24 protein-coding genes are annotated in these 23,586 nt (G+C 34.4%); 11 read left to right on the forward strand and 13 right to left on the reverse strand.

Translation table 11 applies throughout. The features are described from left to right. Positions 1 to 274 precede the first annotated feature (274 nt). Positions 275 to 427, reverse strand: a complete 153-nt coding sequence (locus tag IC221_RS27635) for a hypothetical protein (protein ID WP_188172045.1) — start codon at positions 425 to 427, stop codon at positions 275 to 277. A gap of 17 nt (positions 428 to 444) precedes the next feature. Next, positions 445 to 1,434, reverse strand: a complete 990-nt coding sequence (locus IC221_RS27640) for an acyl transferase (RefSeq protein WP_188172046.1) — start codon at positions 1,432 to 1,434, stop codon at positions 445 to 447. A gap of 120 nt (positions 1,435 to 1,554) precedes the next feature. Here IC221_RS27640 and IC221_RS27645 point away from each other — a divergent pair, with 120 nt between their 5' ends. Next, positions 1,555 to 2,196: a hypothetical protein gene (locus IC221_RS27645; protein WP_188172047.1), complete on the forward strand. Its 642-nt coding sequence runs from the start codon at positions 1,555 to 1,557 to the stop codon at positions 2,194 to 2,196. 1 nt (position 2,197) lies between these two features. Here the strand turns inward: IC221_RS27645 and IC221_RS27650 are convergent, their stop codons facing one another. Together IC221_RS27650 and ubiE are read right to left on the reverse strand one after the other, a co-directional pair. Then, positions 2,198 to 3,007, reverse strand: a complete 810-nt coding sequence (locus IC221_RS27650) for an outer membrane beta-barrel protein (RefSeq protein ID WP_188172048.1) — start codon at positions 3,005 to 3,007, stop codon at positions 2,198 to 2,200. Then, positions 2,956 to 3,681 carry a bifunctional demethylmenaquinone methyltransferase/2-methoxy-6-polyprenyl-1,4-benzoquinol methylase UbiE gene (gene ubiE / locus IC221_RS27655; RefSeq protein ID WP_188172049.1) on the reverse strand — a complete coding sequence of 242 codons (726 nt, stop codon included), beginning with the start codon at positions 3,679 to 3,681 and terminating at the stop codon, positions 2,956 to 2,958. Before ubiE ends, IC221_RS27650 begins: the two co-directional genes overlap by 52 nt. Positions 3,682 to 3,869: 188 nt before the next feature. Here ubiE and IC221_RS27660 point away from each other — a divergent pair, with 188 nt between their 5' ends. Both IC221_RS27660 and IC221_RS27665 read left to right on the forward strand, forming a co-directional pair. Beyond that, positions 3,870 to 6,272, forward strand: coding sequence for an OmpA family protein (locus IC221_RS27660; RefSeq protein WP_188172050.1), 2,403 nt, complete (start codon positions 3,870 to 3,872; stop codon positions 6,270 to 6,272). A 264-nt stretch (positions 6,273 to 6,536) separates the two neighbouring features. Beyond that, positions 6,537 to 9,410, forward strand: coding sequence for an OmpA family protein (locus tag IC221_RS27665; RefSeq protein WP_188172051.1), 2,874 nt, complete (start codon positions 6,537 to 6,539; stop codon positions 9,408 to 9,410). A 64-nt stretch (positions 9,411 to 9,474) separates the two neighbouring features. Here the strand turns inward: IC221_RS27665 and IC221_RS27670 are convergent, their stop codons facing one another. Genes IC221_RS27670 through IC221_RS27685 form a run of 4 tightly spaced genes read right to left on the reverse strand, consistent with a single transcriptional unit; the run spans position 9,475 to position 11,932 of the window. Further along, positions 9,475 to 9,891, reverse strand: coding sequence for a BrxA/BrxB family bacilliredoxin (locus IC221_RS27670; RefSeq protein WP_188172052.1), 417 nt, complete (start codon positions 9,889 to 9,891; stop codon positions 9,475 to 9,477). A gap of 29 nt (positions 9,892 to 9,920) precedes the next feature. Further along, positions 9,921 to 10,238, reverse strand: a complete 318-nt coding sequence (locus IC221_RS27675) for an iron-sulfur cluster assembly protein (protein WP_188172053.1) — start codon at positions 10,236 to 10,238, stop codon at positions 9,921 to 9,923. 20 nt (positions 10,239 to 10,258) lie between these two features. Further along, a complete protein-coding gene (locus IC221_RS27680; RefSeq protein ID WP_044210814.1) occupies positions 10,259 to 10,687 on the reverse strand; it encodes a SufE family protein in 429 nt (142 codons plus the stop codon). A gap of 24 nt (positions 10,688 to 10,711) precedes the next feature. Next, positions 10,712 to 11,932 carry an aminotransferase class V-fold PLP-dependent enzyme gene (locus tag IC221_RS27685; RefSeq protein WP_223241521.1) on the reverse strand — a complete coding sequence of 407 codons (1,221 nt, stop codon included), beginning with the start codon at positions 11,930 to 11,932 and terminating at the stop codon, positions 10,712 to 10,714. Positions 11,933 to 12,222: 290 nt separating this feature from the next. Between IC221_RS27685 and IC221_RS27690 the strand changes: the two genes are divergently transcribed. Further along, positions 12,223 to 12,648: a MerC domain-containing protein gene (locus IC221_RS27690; RefSeq protein ID WP_188172054.1), complete on the forward strand. Its 426-nt coding sequence runs from the start codon at positions 12,223 to 12,225 to the stop codon at positions 12,646 to 12,648. A 9-nt stretch (positions 12,649 to 12,657) separates the two neighbouring features. Here the strand turns inward: IC221_RS27690 and IC221_RS27695 are convergent, their stop codons facing one another. Genes IC221_RS27695 through IC221_RS27705 form a run of 3 tightly spaced genes read right to left on the reverse strand, consistent with a single transcriptional unit; the run spans position 12,658 to position 15,291 of the window. Then, a complete protein-coding gene (locus IC221_RS27695) occupies positions 12,658 to 13,104 on the reverse strand; it encodes a hypothetical protein (protein ID WP_052444665.1) in 447 nt (148 codons plus the stop codon). Position 13,105: 1 nt separating this feature from the next. After that, positions 13,106 to 14,647: an ABC transporter permease gene (locus IC221_RS27700; protein WP_188172055.1), complete on the reverse strand. Its 1,542-nt coding sequence runs from the start codon at positions 14,645 to 14,647 to the stop codon at positions 13,106 to 13,108. Positions 14,648 to 14,649: 2 nt separating this feature from the next. Further along, positions 14,650 to 15,291 carry an ABC transporter ATP-binding protein gene (locus IC221_RS27705; protein ID WP_188172056.1) on the reverse strand — a complete coding sequence of 214 codons (642 nt, stop codon included), beginning with the start codon at positions 15,289 to 15,291 and terminating at the stop codon, positions 14,650 to 14,652. Between the two features lie 567 nt (positions 15,292 to 15,858). On the opposite strand from IC221_RS27705, the gene IC221_RS27710 reads away from it, so the two are divergent. The 4 genes from IC221_RS27710 to trpC are packed head-to-tail and all read left to right on the forward strand — an operon-like array spanning position 15,859 to position 19,670. Next, a complete protein-coding gene (locus IC221_RS27710; protein ID WP_188172057.1) occupies positions 15,859 to 17,265 on the forward strand; it encodes an anthranilate synthase component I family protein in 1,407 nt (468 codons plus the stop codon). A 27-nt stretch (positions 17,266 to 17,292) separates the two neighbouring features. Further along, positions 17,293 to 17,859, forward strand: coding sequence for an aminodeoxychorismate/anthranilate synthase component II (locus IC221_RS27715; RefSeq protein WP_188172058.1), 567 nt, complete (start codon positions 17,293 to 17,295; stop codon positions 17,857 to 17,859). Between the two features lie 12 nt (positions 17,860 to 17,871). Then, positions 17,872 to 18,858, forward strand: coding sequence for an anthranilate phosphoribosyltransferase (gene trpD / locus IC221_RS27720; protein ID WP_062620081.1), 987 nt, complete (start codon positions 17,872 to 17,874; stop codon positions 18,856 to 18,858). A gap of 29 nt (positions 18,859 to 18,887) precedes the next feature. Further along, positions 18,888 to 19,670, forward strand: a complete 783-nt coding sequence (gene trpC / locus IC221_RS27725) for an indole-3-glycerol phosphate synthase TrpC (RefSeq protein ID WP_188172059.1) — start codon at positions 18,888 to 18,890, stop codon at positions 19,668 to 19,670. Positions 19,671 to 19,725: 55 nt separating this feature from the next. On the opposite strand, the gene IC221_RS27730 is transcribed toward trpC, so the two are convergent. After that, the gene (locus IC221_RS27730) at positions 19,726 to 20,124 is read right to left on the reverse strand and encodes a hypothetical protein (RefSeq protein WP_188172060.1); all 399 of its coding nucleotides are present in this window, start codon (positions 20,122 to 20,124) and stop codon (positions 19,726 to 19,728) included. A 54-nt stretch (positions 20,125 to 20,178) separates the two neighbouring features. Continuing rightward, on the reverse strand, positions 20,179 to 20,871 hold the full coding sequence (locus IC221_RS27735; protein ID WP_188172061.1) for a hypothetical protein: 693 nt from the start codon (positions 20,869 to 20,871) through the stop codon (positions 20,179 to 20,181). Positions 20,872 to 20,937: 66 nt separating this feature from the next. Between IC221_RS27735 and IC221_RS27740 the strand changes: the two genes are divergently transcribed. The 3 genes from IC221_RS27740 to IC221_RS27750 all read left to right on the forward strand — a co-directional run bounded on the left by IC221_RS27740 (position 20,938) and on the right by IC221_RS27750 (position 23,516). Next, positions 20,938 to 21,609, forward strand: coding sequence for a phosphoribosylanthranilate isomerase (locus tag IC221_RS27740; RefSeq protein WP_188172062.1), 672 nt, complete (start codon positions 20,938 to 20,940; stop codon positions 21,607 to 21,609). A gap of 4 nt (positions 21,610 to 21,613) precedes the next feature. Further along, positions 21,614 to 22,798, forward strand: coding sequence for a tryptophan synthase subunit beta (gene trpB, locus IC221_RS27745; RefSeq protein ID WP_188172063.1), 1,185 nt, complete (start codon positions 21,614 to 21,616; stop codon positions 22,796 to 22,798). Between the two features lie 112 nt (positions 22,799 to 22,910). Continuing rightward, complete coding sequence (locus IC221_RS27750) at positions 22,911 to 23,516, forward strand: hypothetical protein (protein WP_188172064.1); 606 nt, start codon at positions 22,911 to 22,913, stop codon at positions 23,514 to 23,516. The last annotated feature ends 70 nt before the right edge of the window (positions 23,517 to 23,586 follow it).

Raw genomic sequence — 23,586 nt, forward strand, 5'->3', positions numbered from 1 at the left:
TAAGTCGGCGCCACATTCATTAAATATAGAAGGTTAGTTAACACAAGATGTTGACTAACCTTTTTTTGTGTTTATACATTTTTTTTGAGCACAAATAAAAACCTTGATATATATTTCTTCTATACATCAAGGTTATTTGTAATATTAGTATATCAATAGTTAGAGGAGTTTAAAATTTATAGTTCGACTGATTAATTCTTTATGTACTAACATAAAGAAGATTGTTTTTTATCAGAAGTAATTAAAATTTTGAATGTCCTAGCTACCTGAATAACTAATTATTTTGAGTTGTTGTATTTTTCTCAGAGGCTAAAATAGCTTCTTTGGTTAAATCATTTTTGGCATAAGTAGGACAAGTCTTATAAGTTCTACAAGATGTAAGGCCTAATAATAATAGACCAATGCAAAAGATAAAAAAGCGTTTCATTATGTTTTAATTCTTATTTATTGTACCATTAAATTGCAACCTCTTACATCAGAATTGTCAAAACGTCCTAGAACGTAAAACTGATTGGGTTGATTACCTGGAGCACCAATATCTTTTGTTTCTATAAAACAGCAAGATTCAATGTTTCCAAGATCAATAACATTAATGCCTCCTCTTTTAGTTGTAGATAACGAAAAAGGGTCATTTATTTCCCTAAAAAATACTTTCATCCAAGGTGGGCATTGGAATTGTTCATCACCTAACGAGTATCCTTGTGATAAAAGCTCAGTCATTCCATATTCGGAATGAATATTTTCAGTTTGAAAAGCGGTTTTTAGCTGTTGGTGTACTTCACTTCTCGTCATTTCTTGACGTCTGCCTTTCATCCCTCCTGTTTCCATAATAATAATATCTGAAAAGTTAGAAGGAAAATGTTCTGCAAAATCAAGTAATGCAAAAGTAACCCCAAACAATATTGCTTTCTCCCCTTTTGCTTGAATTTCAAGCAATTTGTGAGCCAACCTTTCATGGTCATTTAGGTAAAAGTCAGAGTATTGACCAGATAAGTCCATAAAATCACTGACCATACAGATTAAAGACGCGTCATTTCGTTCTAAATAACTTGGTAGAAGTGCTAAAATATGTATTTTTTCAAGAGGTCCATAAAGCTCTTGAAAGTAGGTTGTTGTAATTTTCTTGTAGTGCGATAAATCAGAAACGTAGTGTTTACTACGAATAGATCCTGTTGTTCCACTACTCTGAAAGACACGTTCTGTAGTAGAATTACTACATAATACCTTTTGAGTCTTAAAAAATTCAATAGGCATAAATGGAATTTCACTAATCTTATGTATCTTATTATATGAAACGTTTAAGTGAGAAAGGTATTCAGCATAAATAGGATTTTCTTTTGCTTGAAAATGAAATGCATCAATTGCTGCATTTTCAAAATCCCTTTCGTTCTTGATCGTAAATATTTTCTTTTTGAATTGATCTATAAATTCCATTAATATATATTGGATTAAACTATTGGTAATAAATTGTTTTACCTATTGAGTTCGATAAGCAAAATACTAAAAATTGCACATAAAAATATTAACCACTCTGATAAATCAATTATTAATCATATGATTTCGCAAAGATATAGAACACTACTCATCAAGCTACCTATTGGACTGTTAATGCTTTCAATATTCATGTCTTGTTTTGGTGAGCCCGAATTCCCTAAAGAACCAGAGATAGAGTTTGCTTGGATAGAAAATCATACTCCGGGTGAACGATTTGATAGCTTATATATTGGTATAAACTTTAAAGATGGTGATGGAGATTTGGGGTTAGACCAAAGTGATACTTTAGGGCCTTATGCACCTTATGAGGAATTGATGCCTGGTGATTCAATATTGAAACAAAATAAATATCACTTCAATTACTTCGTTACTGTAATGAAGAAAGAAGAGGATGGTGAATATCGAATGGTTGAATTTGATTCTCTCTCTGGACAAAACTTTAATGGTAGATTTCCAATGTTGAATAATTCTGGGAGAGAGAGACCATTAGAAGGTGAATTAAGATATTATTTTACCCTATTTTATGATGGTAACCTTATTCAATCTCCGGTCACAAAAGGTGATTCTATTAAAATCAAAATCCAAATTGTAGACAGAGCTCTTAATGAAAGTAACGAAATAATCTCAACAGGTGTAGAAGTAGGTACTCCTCAAACCAGAGATGAAGGTTCTAATCAGCCTCCAATTATAGAAGGGGATTAATCTACCCTTCAAAGTTAATAATAAATGAAATTTTGTGTAGACGGATCGCATCAACAAAAGGCATGTAAAGCGATTCTCCAGAGTGATCCGCTACATTTACTAAACCGTGTGATACTCGTATTTCTGGTGAAAGGCAGAACATACGGTTGTAGATATGCATACCAAAACCCCAAGTAAAAGCAACATTATAGCTTTTAAGATTTACATAAAACTCTTGTCTTGTAGACTCTTGTTTTGTAGCCACAGTGAATGAAGGAGTGATACCTCCTAATAAATAAAACCGATGATTGATTCTTCTATCAGATTGGTATTTCAACATTATTGGAAATTCGAGGGTAGTATTGGATTGTAACTGAATTAAATCTTCATCAGTGACTCTAATACTTGAAGGAGGAAGACGATAGCCTAATGTATCCATTGTGAATCTTCTTGAGTAAAAAGATACGTTTGGAGAGAATCGTAAGGCCCAATGATCATCTTTGGATAGCTTTACATTGAGTAGAAAACCTAAAAGGAAACTCGCTGTAGTTTGGGGAGTAATATATACAGCAGTAGTATCTGTTCCGTTGATGCTAAAGGCATTTTCTGAGGGATCTAATCCTACTGGAGAAGATACAAAACCAATTTGAAATCCGTAGTGAAATTTTTTCTTATCAAATTTCGGTAGGTTAATAATAGTATCGAGGGTTTTTCCCGAGTACTGACTATAAGAGTGATGTTGAATTCCTAAGGTCAGTACAAGGAAAAAAGTTGAAAAAATTATTTTTGACCAGTATAAACTGAGCTTATTCCAAATGTGAGTGAAGTACATGTTACCTTGTTATAGCCTAACTTCTCCATGATACCAGTGAAAGCATCGCCATAAGGGAATTGTTCAACTGACTCAGGAAGGTAAGTATAAGCGGAGTTATCTTTTGAGACAATCTTTCCAATTAAAGGCAAAATATTCATTGAGTAGAATCTGTAAAGCTGTTTAAATGGGAAGGATTGCGGTTGTGAGAATTCAAGTACAACTAATGTGCCATTAGGTTTAAGTACCCTTTTGATTTCCGTTAGTCCTTTTTCAAGATTCTCAAAATTACGAACTCCAAAAGCAACAGTCACTGCTTCGAAAGAATTGTCTTCGAAAGGTAAGTTTTCAGAGTCTCCGATTTGTAAATCAATTTTATCAGATAAACCTCTTTTTGCTACTTTTTCACGACCTACTTTCACCATACCAGCAGAGATGTCAGCACCCGTGATTTTGTCTGGACTCAAGGTAGCCCAAGCTTGTAATGCTAAATCCCCTGTACCAGTAGCTACATCAAGAATTGTCTTAGGTTGTTGCTTTTTTAGCTTATTGATAGCAACTTTTCTCCAGTAAATATCAATACCGCCACTTAAGACTCTATTCAACAAATCATACTTTGCTGAAATGTTATCAAACATGTTAGCAACTTGTTCTTTTTTTCCTTCTTCTCTGTTTTTATATGGGAGTACTGTCATGATTTCTTATTTTTTTATCTAACACATTGTTAGAATAATAGATATGATCTATATTGCCCGTTTAAAGCACTTTTTTTTCATAACGAACTTCAAACGTTTCACAAAATTATAACTTTTAAAGTGTAGACCAATGTGTTTTGTATATAAACTTTAAATACTATGATTTTGTTGACAAAATTCCTGATTAAATGACTTCAAAATTCACTTTTATTAAAATTTACACCTATAGAATTTTTCTTTTTTTATCTACGATTCTTCTTTTTTCATCTCATTCCGCTTTGGCTCAGAAACTTAAAAAGTCTGCAGAGCTTAAAAAGCACATGAAGTTTGCAGAGGAATCAATCGAGTTTAACTTATATCAAGAGGCAATTGATGTGTTGTTAGAAGTAAAGGAAGAAGGTAAACAATTTGATGATTGGAACTTTATGGTAGGATATGCTTACCAGCATGCTTTGTACCTCAATAAGAGTAAATCATTAGAGTACTTTGAGAGAATAAAAGACAGAGACATATACTACGAGATCGATTTCTATATCGCAAAAGCTTTGCACTTGAACCATCGCTTCGAAGAAGCTCATAAATTATTTGATAAGTTTATGAGAGACTATGATGAGATTGATGAAGAAACGGTTTCTTTAATTGAAAGGTACAAGGCACAATGTGTGGTAGGTCAACAATTAATGAACGACTCTTTAGATCTATTGATTGTCAATTTAGGGGAGAATGTAAATACTAAATACAGTGAGATTGCTCCTGTACTTTCTGCCGATGAAAATATGATGGTATTAACTTCTAGACGAGAAGGAAGTAAAGGAGGAGAAATAGACGACCTGTCTGGGTTGTTTTATGAAGATGTTTACGTGACACACAGAAATGCTGATGGAGAGTGGGGGAAAGTAGAAGCAATTAGTGATAATATAAATACGGTACATCATGACGCTGCTGTTGGTTTATCTCCAGATGGTAAGACACTCTTTTTGTATCATGCAGGTGGTAAGATTGGTAAAAATGGAGAATCAGGTGGTGATGTATACCAAAGTAAATGGAATGGACTGGATTGGTCCTCTCCAAAATCATTGCCAGGTGGTGTGAACTCTGCGTTTGCAGAAACGCATGCTACAATCTCTGCAGATGGAAAATCACTTTATTTCACAAGTACTCGTAAAGGAAGAACTACTTTAGGAGGACAAGATATTTATGTTTCTCATCTACAAAGTGATGGAACTTGGGGAGAAGCAGAAAATCTTGGGCCGAATATTAATACTGAGTATGATGAGGAAGGTCCTTTCGTTCACCCCAATGGGAAAGTATTATACTTTAGTTCAAAAGGTCATAATGGAATGGGTGGATATGATATTTTTTATTCAGAATGGGATGAGAAATTTCAGCAATGGGGAAAGGCTAAGAATATAGGTTACCCTATCAATACGGCAGATCATGATGTATTTTATGTGATTTCATCCGATGGAGAAAGAGGTTATTTTTCATCTATTAGAGAAGATAGTTTTGGAGGTCCAGATATATATATGGCCATGATTCCATCTAAAACAATCAACTTAATTGCAGTAAACGGAGAAGTGAGAGATGCTGAAACCAATAATCTAATTGAGGCTAAAATTAAGGTAATTGATAATAATACGGGAGAGACTGTTCAAGAGCTTACAGCCGATGGAGGAAAGTACCTTTTTTACTTAGATCCTAATAGAAATTATGGCTTAAGAGTAATGCAAAATGGATATTTATTCCACTCGAAAAACATCTATATTCCGGAGCAAACTGATTATATAGAGATATCAGAAACTATCGCATTACAAAAAATAGGAGACCTAAAAAGAGAGAAGTTAGAAAATATCTTTTTCGAAGAAAGAGGACTTACTTCAATCTCAGAATTTGAGCTAGATGATCTTGCTAAATTTATAAAAAGTGTAGAGGGTTATGTGGTTGATATTAACGTTCACGCTGCAAAATATGAGGGGAAAGATTCATTAAAAGTCTTGAATTTAACGCAATCAAATGCTGAAAATATTTTTAAAGAATTAGTAACCAAGGGGGTAGACATGGAGAAGCTCTCAGTACATGGTTATGGATGGCAACACCCTATTGCATCTAACTGCTCTCAACTAGGAAGACTTAAAAATGAAAGAATCGAATATGTAGTCAGAACGCCGGAGGAAATTGTAGTATTCGAAGAGATTATAGAAGATGTAGAAGAACCTTTACCTCAACTTACACCACATTTAGGCGAGGTTATGGATATTGCAGGTACAATTACTTTTGCATTCGGAAGTAATACAATTACAGATGAAAGTTATAGAATTATTGCTCAAGTTTTTGATGTGATGTACAGATACCCAAATCTAATTGTAGAAGTAGGAGGACATACAGATAATAGAGGTTCAAAATCTTTCAATTATAAACTAGGCGAGAAAAGAGCAAGGATCGTTGTTCAGGAACTTGTCAGATTGGGAATAGAGAAAGAGAGACTGCAATACAAAACTTTTGGATTTGATATGCCTATAGCTGACAATAATACAGAAGAGGGCCGCGATAAAAATAGAAGAATTTCATTTACTCCTCTGATGTTTAAATAACTAATATAAATTAAAGTGCTTAGTCAAAATTGTTTCATAGCTTTTCTTGTTTTCAGTGATTACAACAACTAAAAATAAATAATAGTTCTTTTGTGAAGATTTTTTTAATGTTCCAAAGGGTGGCTGTTTACTGCTATGAAATAATTTTTTCTGAGTAATAATCATAAGCTAACAATAATAAATTGTGTTTTGATTCGTATTCAAAACGTAAAGCTATTTTATCACTATAAATTAATCATGAATCTGACTATTAAGATTAACATTATGAAGACCTTTCCCATCTACTGCCTATTACTCTTGCTAGTACTCAACGTCACCTCTTTCGCTCAAGATGACGCCAACAAAAACAAATTAAAGAAAGCATTGAGGGTGGCAGAAACTTACCTTGATCTAGAAGAATACCATTATGTAGAAGAAGAAATGTTAGAGGCAGTGAAATATGCTCCCGATAATACACTTTGTAATTACTACTTGGGTATTTCAATTTACAATGACCTGACTAAAAATAGAGTTGATGCATTGCCTTATTTCCAAAAGGTATATGACAATGATCCAAACTTTAGACAAGTAGGATATTGGTTAGGAAAGTCCTATCAGATGGCACATCAGTTTACAAGAGCTGGTGAAATGTATGCTCTTGAAAAGAAAAAGTTAAGAGCTTACAGCCCTGAACAAAGACAAGCAGAAACAAAAATTATTGGTTATGTAAATGTTACATTAGATGAGTTAGATCGTTATATTGATCAGTGTCAGAGAGGCCCTGCTTTTATGGCAAATCCTGATAATAAGAATTTATTGAACTTGTCGTTAGCCAATACTTACTTACCAGATATAACTCCAATTATTACCGTAGACGGTCAAAAACTTTACTTTACTTCTCACCGCCAAGATATTACAAGTCATCACGAATTAGATCCGCATGACCAATTGCCTTATCAAGATGTTTTCTACATGGAAAGACGAGAGGATGGTTTTTGGTCTACTCCTAAGCCATTTTCAGAAATTAATACTGAAGAACACGATGCTGCAATTGCATTATCTTCTGATGGGGAGCAGTTGTTCATGTATAGAAGTGTAGGAGCTAGCACTTCAAATCCTGGTGATATTTATGAGGTAAATGATTATAGTGGTAAATGGTCTACTCCAAAGCCAATTGAAGCACCGATTAACTCTTCTGCTTTGGAGACACATATGAGTATGTCAGCAGATGGGAAAGTAATCATTTTCACAAGTAATAGAGAGCAGGAAGATGCTCATGGGGGGATGGATTTATATATCATTCGTCAGTTACCAAATGGAGATTGGGCTTTACCACAAAACATGGGTGATAAAATAAATACAGAATTGGATGAAGAATCACCTTACATTCATCCAAATGGGAAGACATTATATTTTAGTTCTCAAGGACATCACAGTATAGGTGGTTTTGATGTATTTAAAGTTGATATTGATCTTAAAACAGGAGATTTGGGAGAGGTAATTCAATTGAATTACCCTGTTAATACAGCAAGCGATGATTTATTTTATGTAATGTCAGCAGATGGATTAGAGTCCTACTTTAGCTCTGTGAGAGAAGAAGGTATGGGCGGTTATGATATTTACTGTGTAAAAAATAATGAATCCAACGAAAGAAGTGTTTCCTTTTTTGATTTGAAGTTTGAAACTGAAGATAGAAGAAATGTAGATGTATTAGTTAAACTTATTAATGTCAAAACACAAGAAGTCGAAAAGGAACAGGTTTTAAGAGCAAATAGAGGAAAATTAGAATGGATGCATAGATGTAGTGATCAATATGCTCTTGAAGTTTATGCAGATGGTTATTTATTAAAAACAGACCGTTTTGATTTTACAGAGATCAATAAGCCTACTGTCAATATTGAAGAAACTTATACACTCCAAAAAGTAGCAGCGAACAGATCTGAGTCTCTGATGAATATTTATTTTGACGAAGACCAAACGATCAATATGTCTTCTTCATCTTCTGAATTGAAAGCATTACAGAGGTTCATTGAGGAAAATGATGATTACAGTATCGAAATTGTCGGACATTCGAACTACAATCCTGAGAAAAGTAATTTAGTGCTGGAGTTCATCTCAAAAACAAAGGCAATGGAAACGCTTGAAGCCTTGAAAACGATTGGAATTTCAGAAGAGCTACTTGTGAACGAGAACGTAGGATACGGAATTCGATATCCTAAATACTTACCAAATAACCCTAAGGCATGGAAAAATGATAGAATGGAGTACATCATCAGACCTAAAGGTTATACAAAATTAGCCTCAAGAGCTTCAGATTGTAGTGTAAGTGATTATGATACTAGTACTTATGTATTGAAGGAGGCTGAAGTGGTGGATGATGTTTTAAAAGTGAACCAAAAATCAATCAGTTATTTATTATCTGAATTAAAACAGTGTTCATTCTTGGAATTGGTGATTACAACTGATGCTAATCAAAACTACTTGGACCTTTCTAATGAAGTATTTTCTTATTTCGAAAAGAATGGAATCCCAAGAGAACATTTGACACTTCAAATGCAAGACGGTGCAGATTTGGCGATGCGTTTAAGATATAAAAATCCTAATGACTACCCAATCACCTACGGTACAGTTGCAGTAGTTAAACCGTTGAGAGAAGAGGATCTAAATGATGGTGAAATTGCAGTGGTAAATCCTACTCCATCTAATCAAAGTGTAGCAGTAAATAACAACAGTAACCCTGAAAATAAGAGTGCTTTACAAACGGTAGCAATTACCAATGAGAAGGAAGATCTTGTGTTCGAAAAGGAAATAGAAGACATGACGATCATCTTCCCATTTAATTCAACTGAATTTGGTAATAGTGAAGATGCTACGCTTCAAAAAATTAAGGATTACTTGAATGCGAATCTAAGCAAGTCCTTAAAAATTACGGGACACACCGATAATAGTGGCCCTGAAATTTATAACGAATACCTTGGTATGGAAAGAGCGAAGTCAGTTGCATATTTCTTTAGAGATATAGAAAACCCGAACAGAATCTATGTCGCAAGTAAGGGAGAGAAAGAACCAATGGTTTCAAATGACACAAGAAAAGGCAGAAAACAAAACAGAAGAATTCACTTTAAGTTTGGTGTTGTCACCGAAGGAGATGCGAAATAAAACATTATAAAAAAATAGGCTTCCATCAATTGGAAGCCTATTTTTTTATAAGAAGAAATGTAGATTAGTCTACAAATTCATCATAAACTGCTACTAAGTGTTCTGAAATCATTTCAGCAGAACGTCCTTCGATATGGTGTCTTTCAATAAAGTGTACCAACTCACCATCTTTAAATAAAGCAATTGATGGAGATGAAGGAGGGTAAGGTAGCATTAATTCTCTTGCTTTTGCAACTGCTTCAGCGTCAACGCCAGCAAATACAGTAGCTAACTGAGAAGGTTTTTTAGTTGATGTTTGTAATGAGTGTAAAACACCTGGTCTACAAGTACCAGCAGCACAACCACAAACAGAGTTAATGACTAAAAGAGTAGTGCCTTCTTTAGCAACAGTCTCTTCCACTTGAGCAGCTGAAGTTAAATCAGCAAAACCATTGTCAGTTAACTCCAATTTCATAGGAGTTGTTAAATGTTCAGGATACATAATTTATATAAATTAAATTTTTCGTTTTTCTATAAGAATCCAAGTTCTAATTTCGCTTCTTCAGACATCATGTCTGTTGTATAAGGAGGTTCGAAAGTTAATTCGATTTCCACTTCGCTTACTTCTTCAACTGCTTTTACTACTTGCTCAATTTCACCAGGAATTTGTTCTGCTGAAGGGCAAGAAGGTGTAGTTAGAGTCATAAGGACATGAACTTTATTGAGAGGAGGAATAATATTTATGTCATAGATTAATCCTAACTCAAATACGTCTACAGGTATTTCTGGATCATAAACTGTTTTGATCGCAGTAACAATTTTGTCTTTTAAGCCTTCTGTATTTTCCACTTGTATCTATTTTTTTAAGATTAACTCTTTGCACTATAAGCTAAAGCGTAAAACTTCATTTGCTTAATCATTGAAGCAAAACCGTTTGAACGTTGTGATCCAATCACGCCATTCATACCAATTTTGTCAAAGAAGAATAAATCTGCATTAATAATTTCTTGAGGTGTTCGGTTATTTAAAACACGGATCAATAAGCTGATAAGACCTTTTGTAATGTCTGTATTACTATCTGCATTGAAAATAACATGACCATCTACAAAATCAGTAGTTAACCAAACTTTAGATTGACAACCCTTAATGATGTTTTCATCTACTTTATCACTTTCATCTATAGCAGGAAGGTCTTGTCCCAATTCCATGATATAAAAAATTGTTGACTCTCTATCTCCATCTAAAAGATCAAATTCATCAATGATCTCATTTTGGATCTCCTCTATATTTTTTGTCATTACTGCCATTATATATCTTAAATTTTAACCAAACATTTTAACTATACGTACCAACCCTTCAATAAATTTATCAACTTCTTCAAACGTATTATAAGCGGAGAATGAAGCTCTTACAGTTCCTTCAAGCCCGTATCTAGCCATGAGTGGTTGAGTACAATGATGTCCTGTTCTTACAGCGATACCTCTGGCATCCAACATCATTCCGATATCATAATTATGTATATTTTCAATAACAAACGATAGTACACTCACTTTGTTTTGAGCTTCTCCGTATATTTTTGCAGTTGGAACCTCTTTCTTTAATTTCTCTGTAGCGTAGTCTAAAAGTGCTTTTTCGTGTGCTGCAATGTTCTCTTTACCCCATTTATTGATAAATTGAACTGCTACACCAAAAGCAATTGTATCCGCAATATTGGGTGTACCTGCTTCAAACTTATAAGGAAGTTCGTTGAATGTTGTACCATCAAAAGAAACTTCTTTGATCATTTCGCCACCACCTAAGAAAGGAGGCATCGCATTTAAAAGTTCTTCTTTTCCGTAAAGGAAACCCATACCTGTAGGTCCAAACATTTTATGTGCAGAAGTGACAAAGAAATCACAATCCATTGCTTGAACATCTACTGTAAGGTGAGCTGCAGATTGAGCACCATCAATCAGTACCTTAGCACCTATTGCATGTGCTTTTTGGATGATATCTTCTACTGGATTAATAGTTCCTAAAGCATTAGATGCGTGATTAACCGCCACAATCTTAACCTTTTCAGAAAGTAGTTTTTCATACTCTTCGAAAATAATTTCACCTTCTTCGCTTACAGGAATAGGAAGTACAGAAGCACCTTTTTCTTTGGCGATAAGTTGCCAAGGTACAATGTTAGAGTGGTGTTCCATAGTAGAGACCAATACAATGTCTCCCTCATTAAGCACCATTCTTCCATAAGTTTGAGCTACAAGGTTGATTCCTTCAGTAGTTCCTTTTGTAAGAATAACTTCTTCTGATTTTCCTGCGTTGATAAACTCCTGAAGGAGCGTTCTTGTTTCTTCAAATGCCTTTGTGGCTTTATCTGCTAAAGTATGAGCACCTCTATGAACATTGGAATTGTAGCCATCATAATATTCTTGTAAAGCATCAACCACCACTTTTGGTTTTTGGTTTGTTGCGGCATTATCAAAATATATCAAAGCGTGTCCGTTTACCTCAGTGCTTAGAATAGGAAATTCTTTACGAAGTTGTTCTACATCAATCATTTTCTCACATTATTTAGAATGAATCTACTCTAATTAAGTTGCAATTTTATATAAAAGTTCGTCTTGTTCAAGTTTCTTAAGCTATTCATATCAAATAATTGCAAAAAAAGATGATTATATGAACAATTATTAATATTTGGAGTGAATTGCTTAAAAAAAGCGAGACTTAAAATGTAAACTAATGACGAACTTAAAAGTTCTTGGGAATTATTACCTTTTTGCAACATAATCTTATATGCAACAGTTTTGCAAATTAACTTTTTAACCATTTATTTTGCAGTATGGTAAAAATGTTGAGACAACAAGTAGCAAAATATGCAGACCAAATAGGTTTTACTGGGTCGTTATTTTGCTTGATACACTGTATATTAACTTCAGGTGTTATTGTCATTAGTTCCGCTGTATCTCATATGGACGATCATCACCATGATCATGCACATACTTTAGACATTTGGGGATTTTTAGATATCACAATGATTATCATTAGTGGAGTGGCAGTTTACTTTGCAGTGAAGAAAACAAAGTCCAACATCCTAAAGAATGGTATGTGGTTGTTTTATTCCGTATATGCATCAAGTATGATGATGAAGTATGTGGGGTATGAACCATTATGGCTAGCGATCTTATCTTATGGAGCTTCCATTGGTTTGATTGTGAGTCATTTGATTAACTTAAAGCAAACGCATACAAAGCAAAAAGAAGTTTGTACGTGTTAGCTTTAACTTCTAGTTTAAAACTTCAACTATTTCTGTGTTTTTCAGTCTATAAATAAGACTAAAAAAATCATCGCGGTTTAATTCCAACCTTCCTTTTACAACTACTTTCTTGTTGACCAAATTTTGACGCTTTGGAGTATCCAATTCCATGACCGTTTCAGGCCCTGCGTTTCCACAAAAAAAGCAATTGGCAAAAGCCATATAAGACAGTATACTTGTTCCATCATCGCTATCAACAGGTAATATATACCCGCTGATAGTGATCATAGAGCCATCAATCATTTCTACCTCTCCTCCAAAAATAGGTTCAGATACTTCAAAACCTAAAGTCTCATCCATGTAGGTTTTCATTTCTACATTACTGAGTGTTTTCCACACATTATTTGACGAATCTTGAGTCCATGGTGCGGAAGAAAAAAGTAAGAATAGAAGTGATGTGATGCTTATTAATTTCATATTATTCAGATAGTGCTTGTGAAATGTTTGTATTCGCTGCTTGTATAGCAGGAACGATGGATGCAATAAAACCAATACTTATTGTGCCCAAGAAGAGGTATAATTCTTCAATGGTAAATGTTAGACCACTTATATTTAAGGATTGCAAGGCATCTATATAAGTAGATGATACTGCAATAGTAGTATGACTAATTGCAATTCCAATAACAAACCCTAATAATGCACATAATAAACCTTCGGTCAACAATAAGCCAAAAATATAACTTTGTTTGGTTCCTAGAGATCTCATGTAAGCTAATTCATATTTTCTTTCTTTTAAAGAATTGTATAGAGAAATGAATATACTTAGTCCTGATACTACTATTATAGCTACTGCTAAATACTTTAACGCTAGAATAACATCTCCAACTAAACTTAATAATCTCGCAGTTTCATAAGCAGGACTTGCAGCTTGCATAGAAGTTTGTTCATTGATCATTCTAGGAAGAACAACAGCTCCCATTGGGTTTCTAAATTTAACGAGTAAAGTGGTAATCTCTTTTTCAGCTTCATCATGGTCATGCCCTTCATGCTCGTCATGTTTGTGATCATGCTCGTCGTGATCATGTTCTTCATGTTCGTCATGTTTGTGATCGTGCTCGTCGTGATCATGCTTTTCATGTTCGTCATGTTTGTGATCGTGCTCGTCGTGATCATGTTCTTCATGTTCGTCATGTTTGTGATCGTTCTCGTCGTGTTCATGCTCTTCATGTTCATCATGTTTGTGATCGTTCTCGTCGTGACCATGTTCTTCATGTTTATGAGCGTGTTCATCGTGACCATGTTCTTCATGTTCGTCGTGATCATCATGTTTATTATGGCTTTTCTCTTGCTCTTTTTTCTTATCTGAGAAATTACCATAATTTACTTTACTTGTAGGTGCATGTTGGTGAACATCCCATATAGACTTTAGACTCGTCATTATTAAGTTGTCAATAACAGTCCCAGTAGTCTTTAAAGTACCCACTACAATAAATAGCTCTTCTTCATGGCTATGACCACCTTCATCCATACCATGTGAACTATGGAATTCATCTCCAATTTTCAAACCTAACTTTCTAGCCACATTTGCACCAACAGTTACTTCAAAAGCTTTGTTTTCATTCCACATTTTTCCTTCTTGGATTTCAGCTTCATAAAGTGCTGTATATTCGTGTGTAGTACCAACAATTCTGTAGCCTTTATAATTATCTCCTAAAGATTGTGGAATTGCTTTATCAATAAGTGGATGCTTTTTTAAACGCATGGCATCTTTAAGTAAGATGTTTCCTGTTGGATTATCTACTTGATAGATTGCACATAATATTAATTGTAATGGGCTTCCTTTGGCACCTATGACCATTCCAATACCAGCCTTATTTTTTTCAAGAGTTTTTTGGAAATAATTTTGAGCCAAAAACAATGTAGAAATAATACTTACACCAAAAGCAAATAATGTGAGATTTAGTGACGTACTCAGTGGTTTATGCCATAGATTTTTCCAGGCAAATTTGAATATATTCATGATTATTGGATACTTTTTAGCGTAAGGATATTGTCTTGAAATTCTTCTTTTAAACGGCTATCATGAGTGACGATGACCAAAGAAGTATTTTCTTCAGCAGCCATTTCTTTCAACAATCTAATGACCTCAAATGCGTGACCATCATCTAAACTGGCGGTAGGTTCGTCAGCTAATAACAATGCAGGTTTATTGATTAATGCCATGGCTACAGAAAGACGTTGTTTTTCCCCTTCACTCATTTTTTGAGGAAGTTTATCCTTGTGTTTTATGATGCCCAATTTGGTGAGTAATTGATCAATTCTACCTTTATCATTTTTTTTGCCACCCGCTTGTTGAGCAAAAGCAAGATTTTCAGAAACAGTCAGTGCTTGAGCAAAATGGGGCTTTTGGAAAATGATCCCAATATTTTGACCTCTAAACTGATCCATCTCTTTACTTTTCAGCGTAGAAATATCTTTTTGATTGATGGAAATATGGCCTTGTGTACAAGGTAATAATCCACCTAGTAAATGTAATAATGTTGTTTTACCACAACCTGAAGGTCCAAGTATTAATAATTTATCACCTGAAGTCATCTCAAAATCTGGGAATGAGATTGTACTTCCTTTAGGATAGGAATATTGTAGATTATTTGTTTGTATCATATCTATTGTCTAAATGCAACTGTATTGCAATATTACAGGAGAAAGATCGAAAATAGTATTAAAAAATTATTAATTCGAGTAAGTAATGTAGTTATTTATAGTTTTTTGAGGATCATAACAATCATAAACTTCTTACTAAGTTCTTATGCTTACTTTTCTTTTCCTGAAATATCTAAATCTATAGTTGAAATTAAAGGTTTTAAGGGTAAAAAGAGACTATTTTGAATCATTGATCTTAACCTTTCGTTTTCATTATTTTATTCTGAATTAGGAGAAGATTTAAATCTTAATGAAAGATAATTTATATAAAATTTCATATTTAATTGTGAATTTCATTCTTAATTCATAGTTTTATTGCGAAATGAGAAATTCAGTAGAAAATATCGTAAAGTCATGGTGGTGGCACTCAGTTAAATCAAATTGAGTGGCAGATGCGTATAGGCTTTATTTTAAAATATATATTGAAGGCTCGCTGTTCACTCAGTGAGCTTTTTTTGTGCCTTATTTTAAGGTAACAAAGAAAAAATTGGAATGAGTACCTAAAAAACAAAATTAATATACTACGTCATGTATCGATTTAATAACACACATGCACAACTACTGGCAGACACGGTGACACCAGTGAGCATCTATCTTAGAGTAAGAGATAGATTCGCAAATAGTTTATTATTAGAGAGTTCTGATTACCATGGAGCAGATAATAGTTATTCTTTTATTTGCTGTGAACCCATTTCAGAATTTTCTGTTCAGGATAAATTATTAAGAATTCAATATCCGAATAAAGAGGAAGAGAAAAGAGAAATAGCGACTCATGCAGATGCATTAAAAGAGTTATCAATTTTCTCAAAATCTTTTGAACACGAGCAAAAAGAAGATCAAAAGTTCCCTTCTCATGGGCTATTTGGTTACATGACGTATGATGCAGTACAGTCTTTTGAAGAAATTACTTTTGATGAAAAGAAAACGGATACAAACATTCCTCAAATCAGATATCAAGCATTTAGATATGTGATTGCGATCAACCACTTTAAGAATGAGTTGCATATTTTTGAGCACATTCCTGAAGGATCTGAGGAGAAAAGCAATATTGAAGAAATTAAGTCTCTGATTAAAAGTAAAAACTTCCCTGCTTATCACTTCTCTAGAACAGGTGAAGAAACAACAAACTTTACAGATGAGGAATTTTTGAAAGTGCTTAAAAGTGGAAAGGACCACTGTTTCAGAGGTGATGTATTCCAGATTGTACTTTCAAGAAGATATCAACAAGACTTCCAAGGTGACGAGTTCAATGTTTACAGAGCATTACGTTCGATCAACCCTTCTCCTTATTTATTCTATTTCGATTACGGTACATACAAAATCTTTGGTTCTTCTCCAGAAGCACAGATCATTATAAAAGATAAAAAAGCGACGATTCACCCAATTGCAGGTACTTTCAAACGTACAGGTAATGATAAAGCGGATGCTGAAATTGCTCAAAAGCTTTATGATGATCCAAAAGAGAACTCAGAACACGTAATGCTTGTTGATTTAGCGAGAAACGACTTGAGTAGAAATGGTGATAATGTGGAGGTGGAAGTTTTCAAAGAAATCCAATATTACTCACACCTGATCCACTTGGTTTCTAAAGTAAATGGAAACTTGACGGAAGGAACTGATCCATTGAGAGTAGTAGCGGATACTTTTCCTGCAGGAACACTTTCGGGGTCACCGAAATACAAAGCGATGGAATTGATTGATAAATACGAAAACGTAAGAAGAAGTTTCTACGGTGGAGCGATTGGTTTTATGAGCTTTGAAGGTGATTTCAACCATGCCATTATGATCCGTTCATTCTTGAGTTTGGACAATCAATTACATTACAGAGCAGGTGCTGGCGTAGTGGCTCAATCTTCTGAAGAAAGTGAATTGCAGGAGGTGCATAATAAATTAGCGGCATTGCGTAAGGCAATGGATATGGCAGAAGAACTATAATACAGGGAAGAAAATTTGATGAAGGCAATGAGAATACTTGTTCTAGATAATTATGATTCGTTTGTGTACAACCTAGTACATTATTTAAGAGAATTAGGGCAGACGGTAGATATATACAGAAATGATAAAATCACTTTGAAAGAAGTCGGGAAATATGACAAAATCCTTCTTTCTCCAGGTCCTGGCATTCCATCGGAAGCGGGAATTATGCCTGAAGTGATTAAAGAATATGGTTCATCTAAAAGTATTTTAGGTGTGTGCTTGGGACATCAAGCCATAGGTGAAGCATTTGGTGCATCATTGGAAAACAACTATCCTTTACATGGTGTACAAGACAACGCTCAAGTGGTAACACCTGATGCTAATTTATTCCAAGGCTTGCCGAATACTTTTAAAATTGGACACTATCATTCATGGGTGATTCAGTCGGACAGTTTAGCGGGAACACCTTTGAAAGTGACAGCAAGAGATGAGAAAGGATTTGTGATGGCGGTTCAACATAAAGAGTTTGATGTACAAGGCGTACAATTCCACCCTGAATCAGTATTGACTGAACACGGAATGGAAATTCTTAAAAACTGGATTCAAGGCTAACTAAACATCATCATGAAAAAAATATTAAACAGACTTTTTGAATACGGTTCTTTAACGGAACAAGAAGCAAAAGAAACACTTACTAAGCTTGCACAAGGGGAGTTCAATCCTAGTCAGATTGCCGCTTTCTTGACGGTATATTCTATGCGTAGTATTACGGTAGAAGAGTTGACGGGTTTTAGAGATGCGATGTTGGAATTGTGTTTGAGAATTGACTTGGACGACTATGACGCTATGGACCTTTGCGGTACAGGTGGTGACGGTCAAGATACCTTCAATATCTCCACATTGTCCTCTTTTATAGTGGCGGGTGCTGGTCAAAATGTGGCAAAGCACGGTAACAATGGTGTTTCATCTGTATGTGGATCATCTAACCTAATGGCACATTTCGGCTATGAGTTTACTAATGATATTGATACGCTAAGACGCAATTTGGACGAGGCAGGGATCTGCTTTATTCACGCTCCATTGTTTCACCCCGCTATGAAAAATGTAGCTCCTATTCGTAGAGAATTAGGCGTAAAAACTTTCTTCAATATGTTGGGACCAATGGTTAATCCATCCTTCCCGAAAAAGCAGATTGTAGGTGTATTTAGTTTAGAAATTGCACGTTTGTACGGTTACTTATACCAACAAACCGACAAGCAATTTGCTATCCTTCACTCATTGGATGTGTATGATGAAATCTCATTGACTTCTCCATTCAAAATTATCACAAAAGAAAGTGAGCGTCTATTGAAGCCGGAAGATTTAGGTTTGCATTATCAAACGAAAGAATCACTTTTTGGTGGAGGAACAATTGCAGAATCAGCGAAGATTTTCACTGATGTGTTAGAAAACAAAGGTACGCTTCCACAAAAAGAAGCCGTATTAGCCAATGCCGGTGTAGCGATTGCGACAGGTAAAGGTTTAGCATTTGAAGAAGGTGTGGCACAAGCCAAAGAATCGTTAGAGTCAGGTGCGGCGCTGAATGCATTTAAGAAATTGATTAATTCATAAGGACTATTCGTCTAAATAATAAAAGAGAAATGACAATTCTAGATAAAATTGTTGCCCATAAGAAAATAGAAGTAGCAGCAAGAAAAGAGTTATTAAGTATTCAAGATTTAGAAGGAAGACCATTATTTGACAAAGAACCTGTTTCTGCCAAGTCATGGATTACAAGTCCAAATAGATCTGGAATTATTGCAGAGTTCAAGAGACAATCTCCTTCAAAAGGTTTGATCAACGGAACTGCAAAAGTTTCTGATGTAGCGGAAGGTTATTATAAAGCAGGTGCTTCTGCCATGTCTGTTTTGACGGATCAAGAGTTTTTCGGTGGAACAGTTGATGATTTATTGGCAGCGAGATCGGTTTCTCCAGTGCCCATCATCAGAAAGGATTTTATCGTAGACGAATACCAGATCATTGAAGCAAAATCAATTGGAGCTGACTTTATTCTTTTGATTGCTTCTTGTTTGACTCCTGAAGAAAGTAAGCACTATGCGACTGTCGCTAGAAACTTAGGCTTACAGATTCTTTTGGAAGTGCATGACGAGCAAGAATTAGAAGCTCATGTTTGTGATAAAATGGACTTGATTGGGGTGAACAACAGAAACCTAAAGACTTTTGAGGTAAGCATTGAAACGTCAAAAAGGTTAGCTGAATTGATTCCAGATGAGTACGTGAAAGTATCAGAAAGTGGTATCAGTAATATTGAGAATATCAAAGAATTAAAGAAATACGGTTATCAAGGTTTCTTGATTGGTGAGAACTTCATGAAAACGGAAGATCCTGCCAAAGCAGCCATTGACTTCATGAAACAACTGTAATTTTGAGGTAAGAGGTAAGAGGTAAGAGGTAAGAGGTAGAGAGTTGACTTTTGATTTAGAAGATTTTCCATTTCTGATTATCAGAATGAAAACGGATACGGTTGATTTGAGGATAATAATCAAAGCTTCTGTAAAACTTTTCTCTTGCACCTGACATCTGATACTTACCAAGGACTTTGACATCACTTTGTTTCAGATATATCTCAGCAGGAGAGTTTTCTGTTCCATAAACAATCACTTTTCCTGACTTATGATGAATATCAATAGAGTCAGCATTGATTTCAATAGAAGGATCAATAAAGTAAGCTTTTCCTCTAAGGCATAACAAATGATTTGGAGCATCAATATAGGCGTTTTCAGCACTGTATTCCAGTGATCTTTCACGATCATAGAATTGTTGATTACAGCTTAGAAAAAAGGTGATTAATGTGAAAAAGGATAAAGTGTTTTTCATTCAAAAAGTGATAAATTCTTTATCCTCAAATATAAAAAATTATTATCGAAGTGATTAATTGGTTTGGTACTCAAGTCTATTTTCCTCAGTATCAAATTTACAGTTGTCTTTGATATAAAATGTCTTTTTGGTATTTAGTAATTTTTGAAGTTTATCATTGGAAGAGTGTGGGATACTATCACTAAGTATGATTGTACTTTGAATAGGAAAAGTATTTGAACCTTTAAGAGTTAAGGTTTTGGTTATGAAATTCATTTCAATTTCTTCTCCTTTAAATGATATATTGTCAAATTTTATAAAAGCATTATGATATAGTTTTAATATTTGAGTTCTCATATTAAAGGTAGTAGAATCGGATTCATAGTGGGGAGCAGGATTGTATATAAAGGAATCTCCACAGGGTCTATCTTGTAAATGATAAGGTAATATATCTTCATTTTCATAGATGTCTAATACATAAGTACTATCAATCTTATATTCTTCTAATGAATCTGAAAGGTCAGTGATTAAAATAGGTTTATCTTTTGATCCGTAAAATGTGTATAAACCTTCAAGTTCGTTGACCAAAGTGCAGTCATTGCTGAACAAGTAATAGTCAACGGTGGTCTCAACATTTCCTTTTAAAAGGTAAGTGTCAGTTTTTTTATCATATTCCTTTTCTTGAGATGTGAAATAGACTTTTTGACAAAATATTTGAGAGATCGTACTACAAAAAGTGAGCATAAAAAGAAAAATATACTTTTTCATAAAGATTAATAATTAGAGTATTTAAGAGTAAATAAGTTCTATTAAAAAGAGAATTAGTTTCGTATCATGAAAACAGACAAAGAGGAACATAACATCGTCAAATTGAAAGTCTGCGGAATGCGCGATAAGCAGAATATTTCTGATGTTTTAACATTGGGACCTGACTATTTAGGCTTTATTATGTATCCACCTTCAAGCAGATATATTGAAAGAGAAGACGTTTCTTTTTTAGAACAAAAATGGAACAACTCAACCAAAAGAGTAGGAGTATTTGTGAATGAAACGGTTGAGAATATTCTTGCGTCAGCGAAGAAGTATCATTTTGATGTGATTCAATTACATGGAAGTGAAACACCGGAAGAAGCAAAACAACTGAAGGAAAAAGGATTGGAAATCTTCAAGGTTTTTGGAATTAAAGATGAGTTTAATTTTTCTGCTTTAGCACCTTATGAACCTTATGTAGATGCCTTTCTTTTTGATACAAAGAGTAAACAGCACGGAGGAACAGGTCAAACTTTTGATTGGGGTGTATTAAAACAATACAACTCGACAAAGCCTTTCTTTTTGAGTGGAGGTGTTTCTTTAGAAAACATAAAAGACCTTACTATTTTAGAAGATTTGCCATTTAAAGGCTTAGATGTGAATAGTAAGTTTGAAATTGCGCCGGCAATGAAAGATATTGCAATGGTAACAGAATTAAGCGATTGGGTGAAATCTATCAACAACAAAAACAAATAATACGATGACATATCAAGAACCAGATCAGAATGGCTATTACGGCCAATTTGGAGGGGCATATATCCCAGAGATGCTTTATCCAAATGTGAAAGAATTGAAGGATAATTATGAGGCTATGATGGCCGATCCAAAATTTAAGGAAGAGTTTGATGGTTTATTAAAAGATTATGTTGGTAGACCTACTCCTTTGTATCACGCAAAGAAGCTTTCGGAAAAATATGGTGCGAAGATTTACTTGAAAAGAGAAGATCTGAACCATACCGGAGCACACAAAGTAAACAATACAATTGGTCAGATTCTTTTAGCGAAAAGATTAAAGAAGAAAAAAATCATCGCAGAAACTGGTGCAGGCCAACACGGAGTGGCAACAGCGACGGTTTGTGCGTTGATGGGATTGGAATGTATCGTTTATATGGGCGAAATTGATATTGCTCGTCAACGTCCAAATGTAGAGCGTATGCGTTTGTTGGGAGCGGAAGTAATTCCTGCTACAAGTGGATCGAAGACCTTAAAAGATGCTACAAACGAAGCAATGCGTCATTGGATCAACAATCCAAACGATACACACTATATCATCGGTTCAGTTGTAGGACCACACCCTTATCCTGATATGGTTGCGAAATTCCAGTCTGTTATTTCTGAAGAAATCAAAGAGCAATTAAAAGAGAAGGAAGGGAAAGAAAATCCTGATTATGTGATTGCTTGTGTTGGTGGAGGAAGTAATGCGGCAGGGGCATTCTATCATTATTTAAATGAATTGGATGTAAACCTTGTAGCGGTTGAAGCAGCTGGTCATGGTGTAGAGTCTGGTGAGTCGGCAGCCACTACAGCTTTAGGTACTCCGGGTGTATTGCACGGAAGTAAGACTATTTTAATGCAAACTGATGACGGTCAAGTAATAGAACCATATTCTATTTCTGCAGGTTTGGATTACCCTGGTATCGGACCAATCCACGCTTTCTTGTTTGATTCTGGAAGAGCGCAATTCAAATATGTGACAGATGATGAGGCCATGAATGCAGGTGTTGAGTTATCACGTTTAGAAGGTATCATTCCAGCAGTAGAATCAGCTCACGCTTTTGCAGCATTAGCAAAAATGGATTTCAAAAAAGATGATGTTGTAGTTGTGAACCTTTCAGGTAGAGGAGATAAAGACTTAGAGACGTACATTAAGTGGGGTAATTACTAAAAACTCCATTTTCTAAGCTATATAAAGCTTGTAATACATAATATTAAATTGTGTGTTGCAAGCTTTTTTTATTTAATGAATATATTTGTGATTCAACTTCAATACTAAATAAATGAGCAAACTCTTTTCTTCTATTGTAATTCTACTTTTTTGCTTCCATTTATCTATTTCTTATGCACAAAATGAAGAAGTAGATTTGGATAGCCTTATTTCTAATCATGATATCCATTTTTCCTCGGAGGAAGAAAGGTTGGCTTTTAAAAAACTCTTAGAAGACCCGCATGATGTCATTGATTACCTTAATTCTACAACTGATTCCCATGTTTCATTTGAAGATAAAGTGAAATTATACCTCAGTAACAACGAGAACATTGTAAAAAGTAAAGAAGATCTGGATGAGAAAATAAAATATCTACTCATGACAGTTAATGGTGGACTGTTGAAATATGGTACTTATAGTACAATAAAAAAATTTAATGAAAACTTTGAGTATAATGAATATATAGGAGCACTTTACTTTGGTACCATCTTATATCGATTAGAGATCCCTTTTTATCTGTTTTTTAAAGATCAGATACCGTATTTTAATGTCTACCCACATATAAAAGATTATTTTGTAAGTATTTCTCCTCATGGTCTAAAAATAGAGGATAAAGAAGCACTGAAGCATGACGATTCTTTAATCACCTATCAGTTTACAGATTCACTTACTAACTGATCTTTCGCTCTCTTAAAATTTGCGAATAGTTAAAATATTAATAAGTAGATGCTAAATTAAGTTGTTCTCA

The sequence above is a fragment of the Flammeovirga sp. EKP202 genome (genome assembly GCF_014534745.1).
GTDB lineage: Bacteria > Bacteroidota > Bacteroidia > Cytophagales > Flammeovirgaceae > Flammeovirga.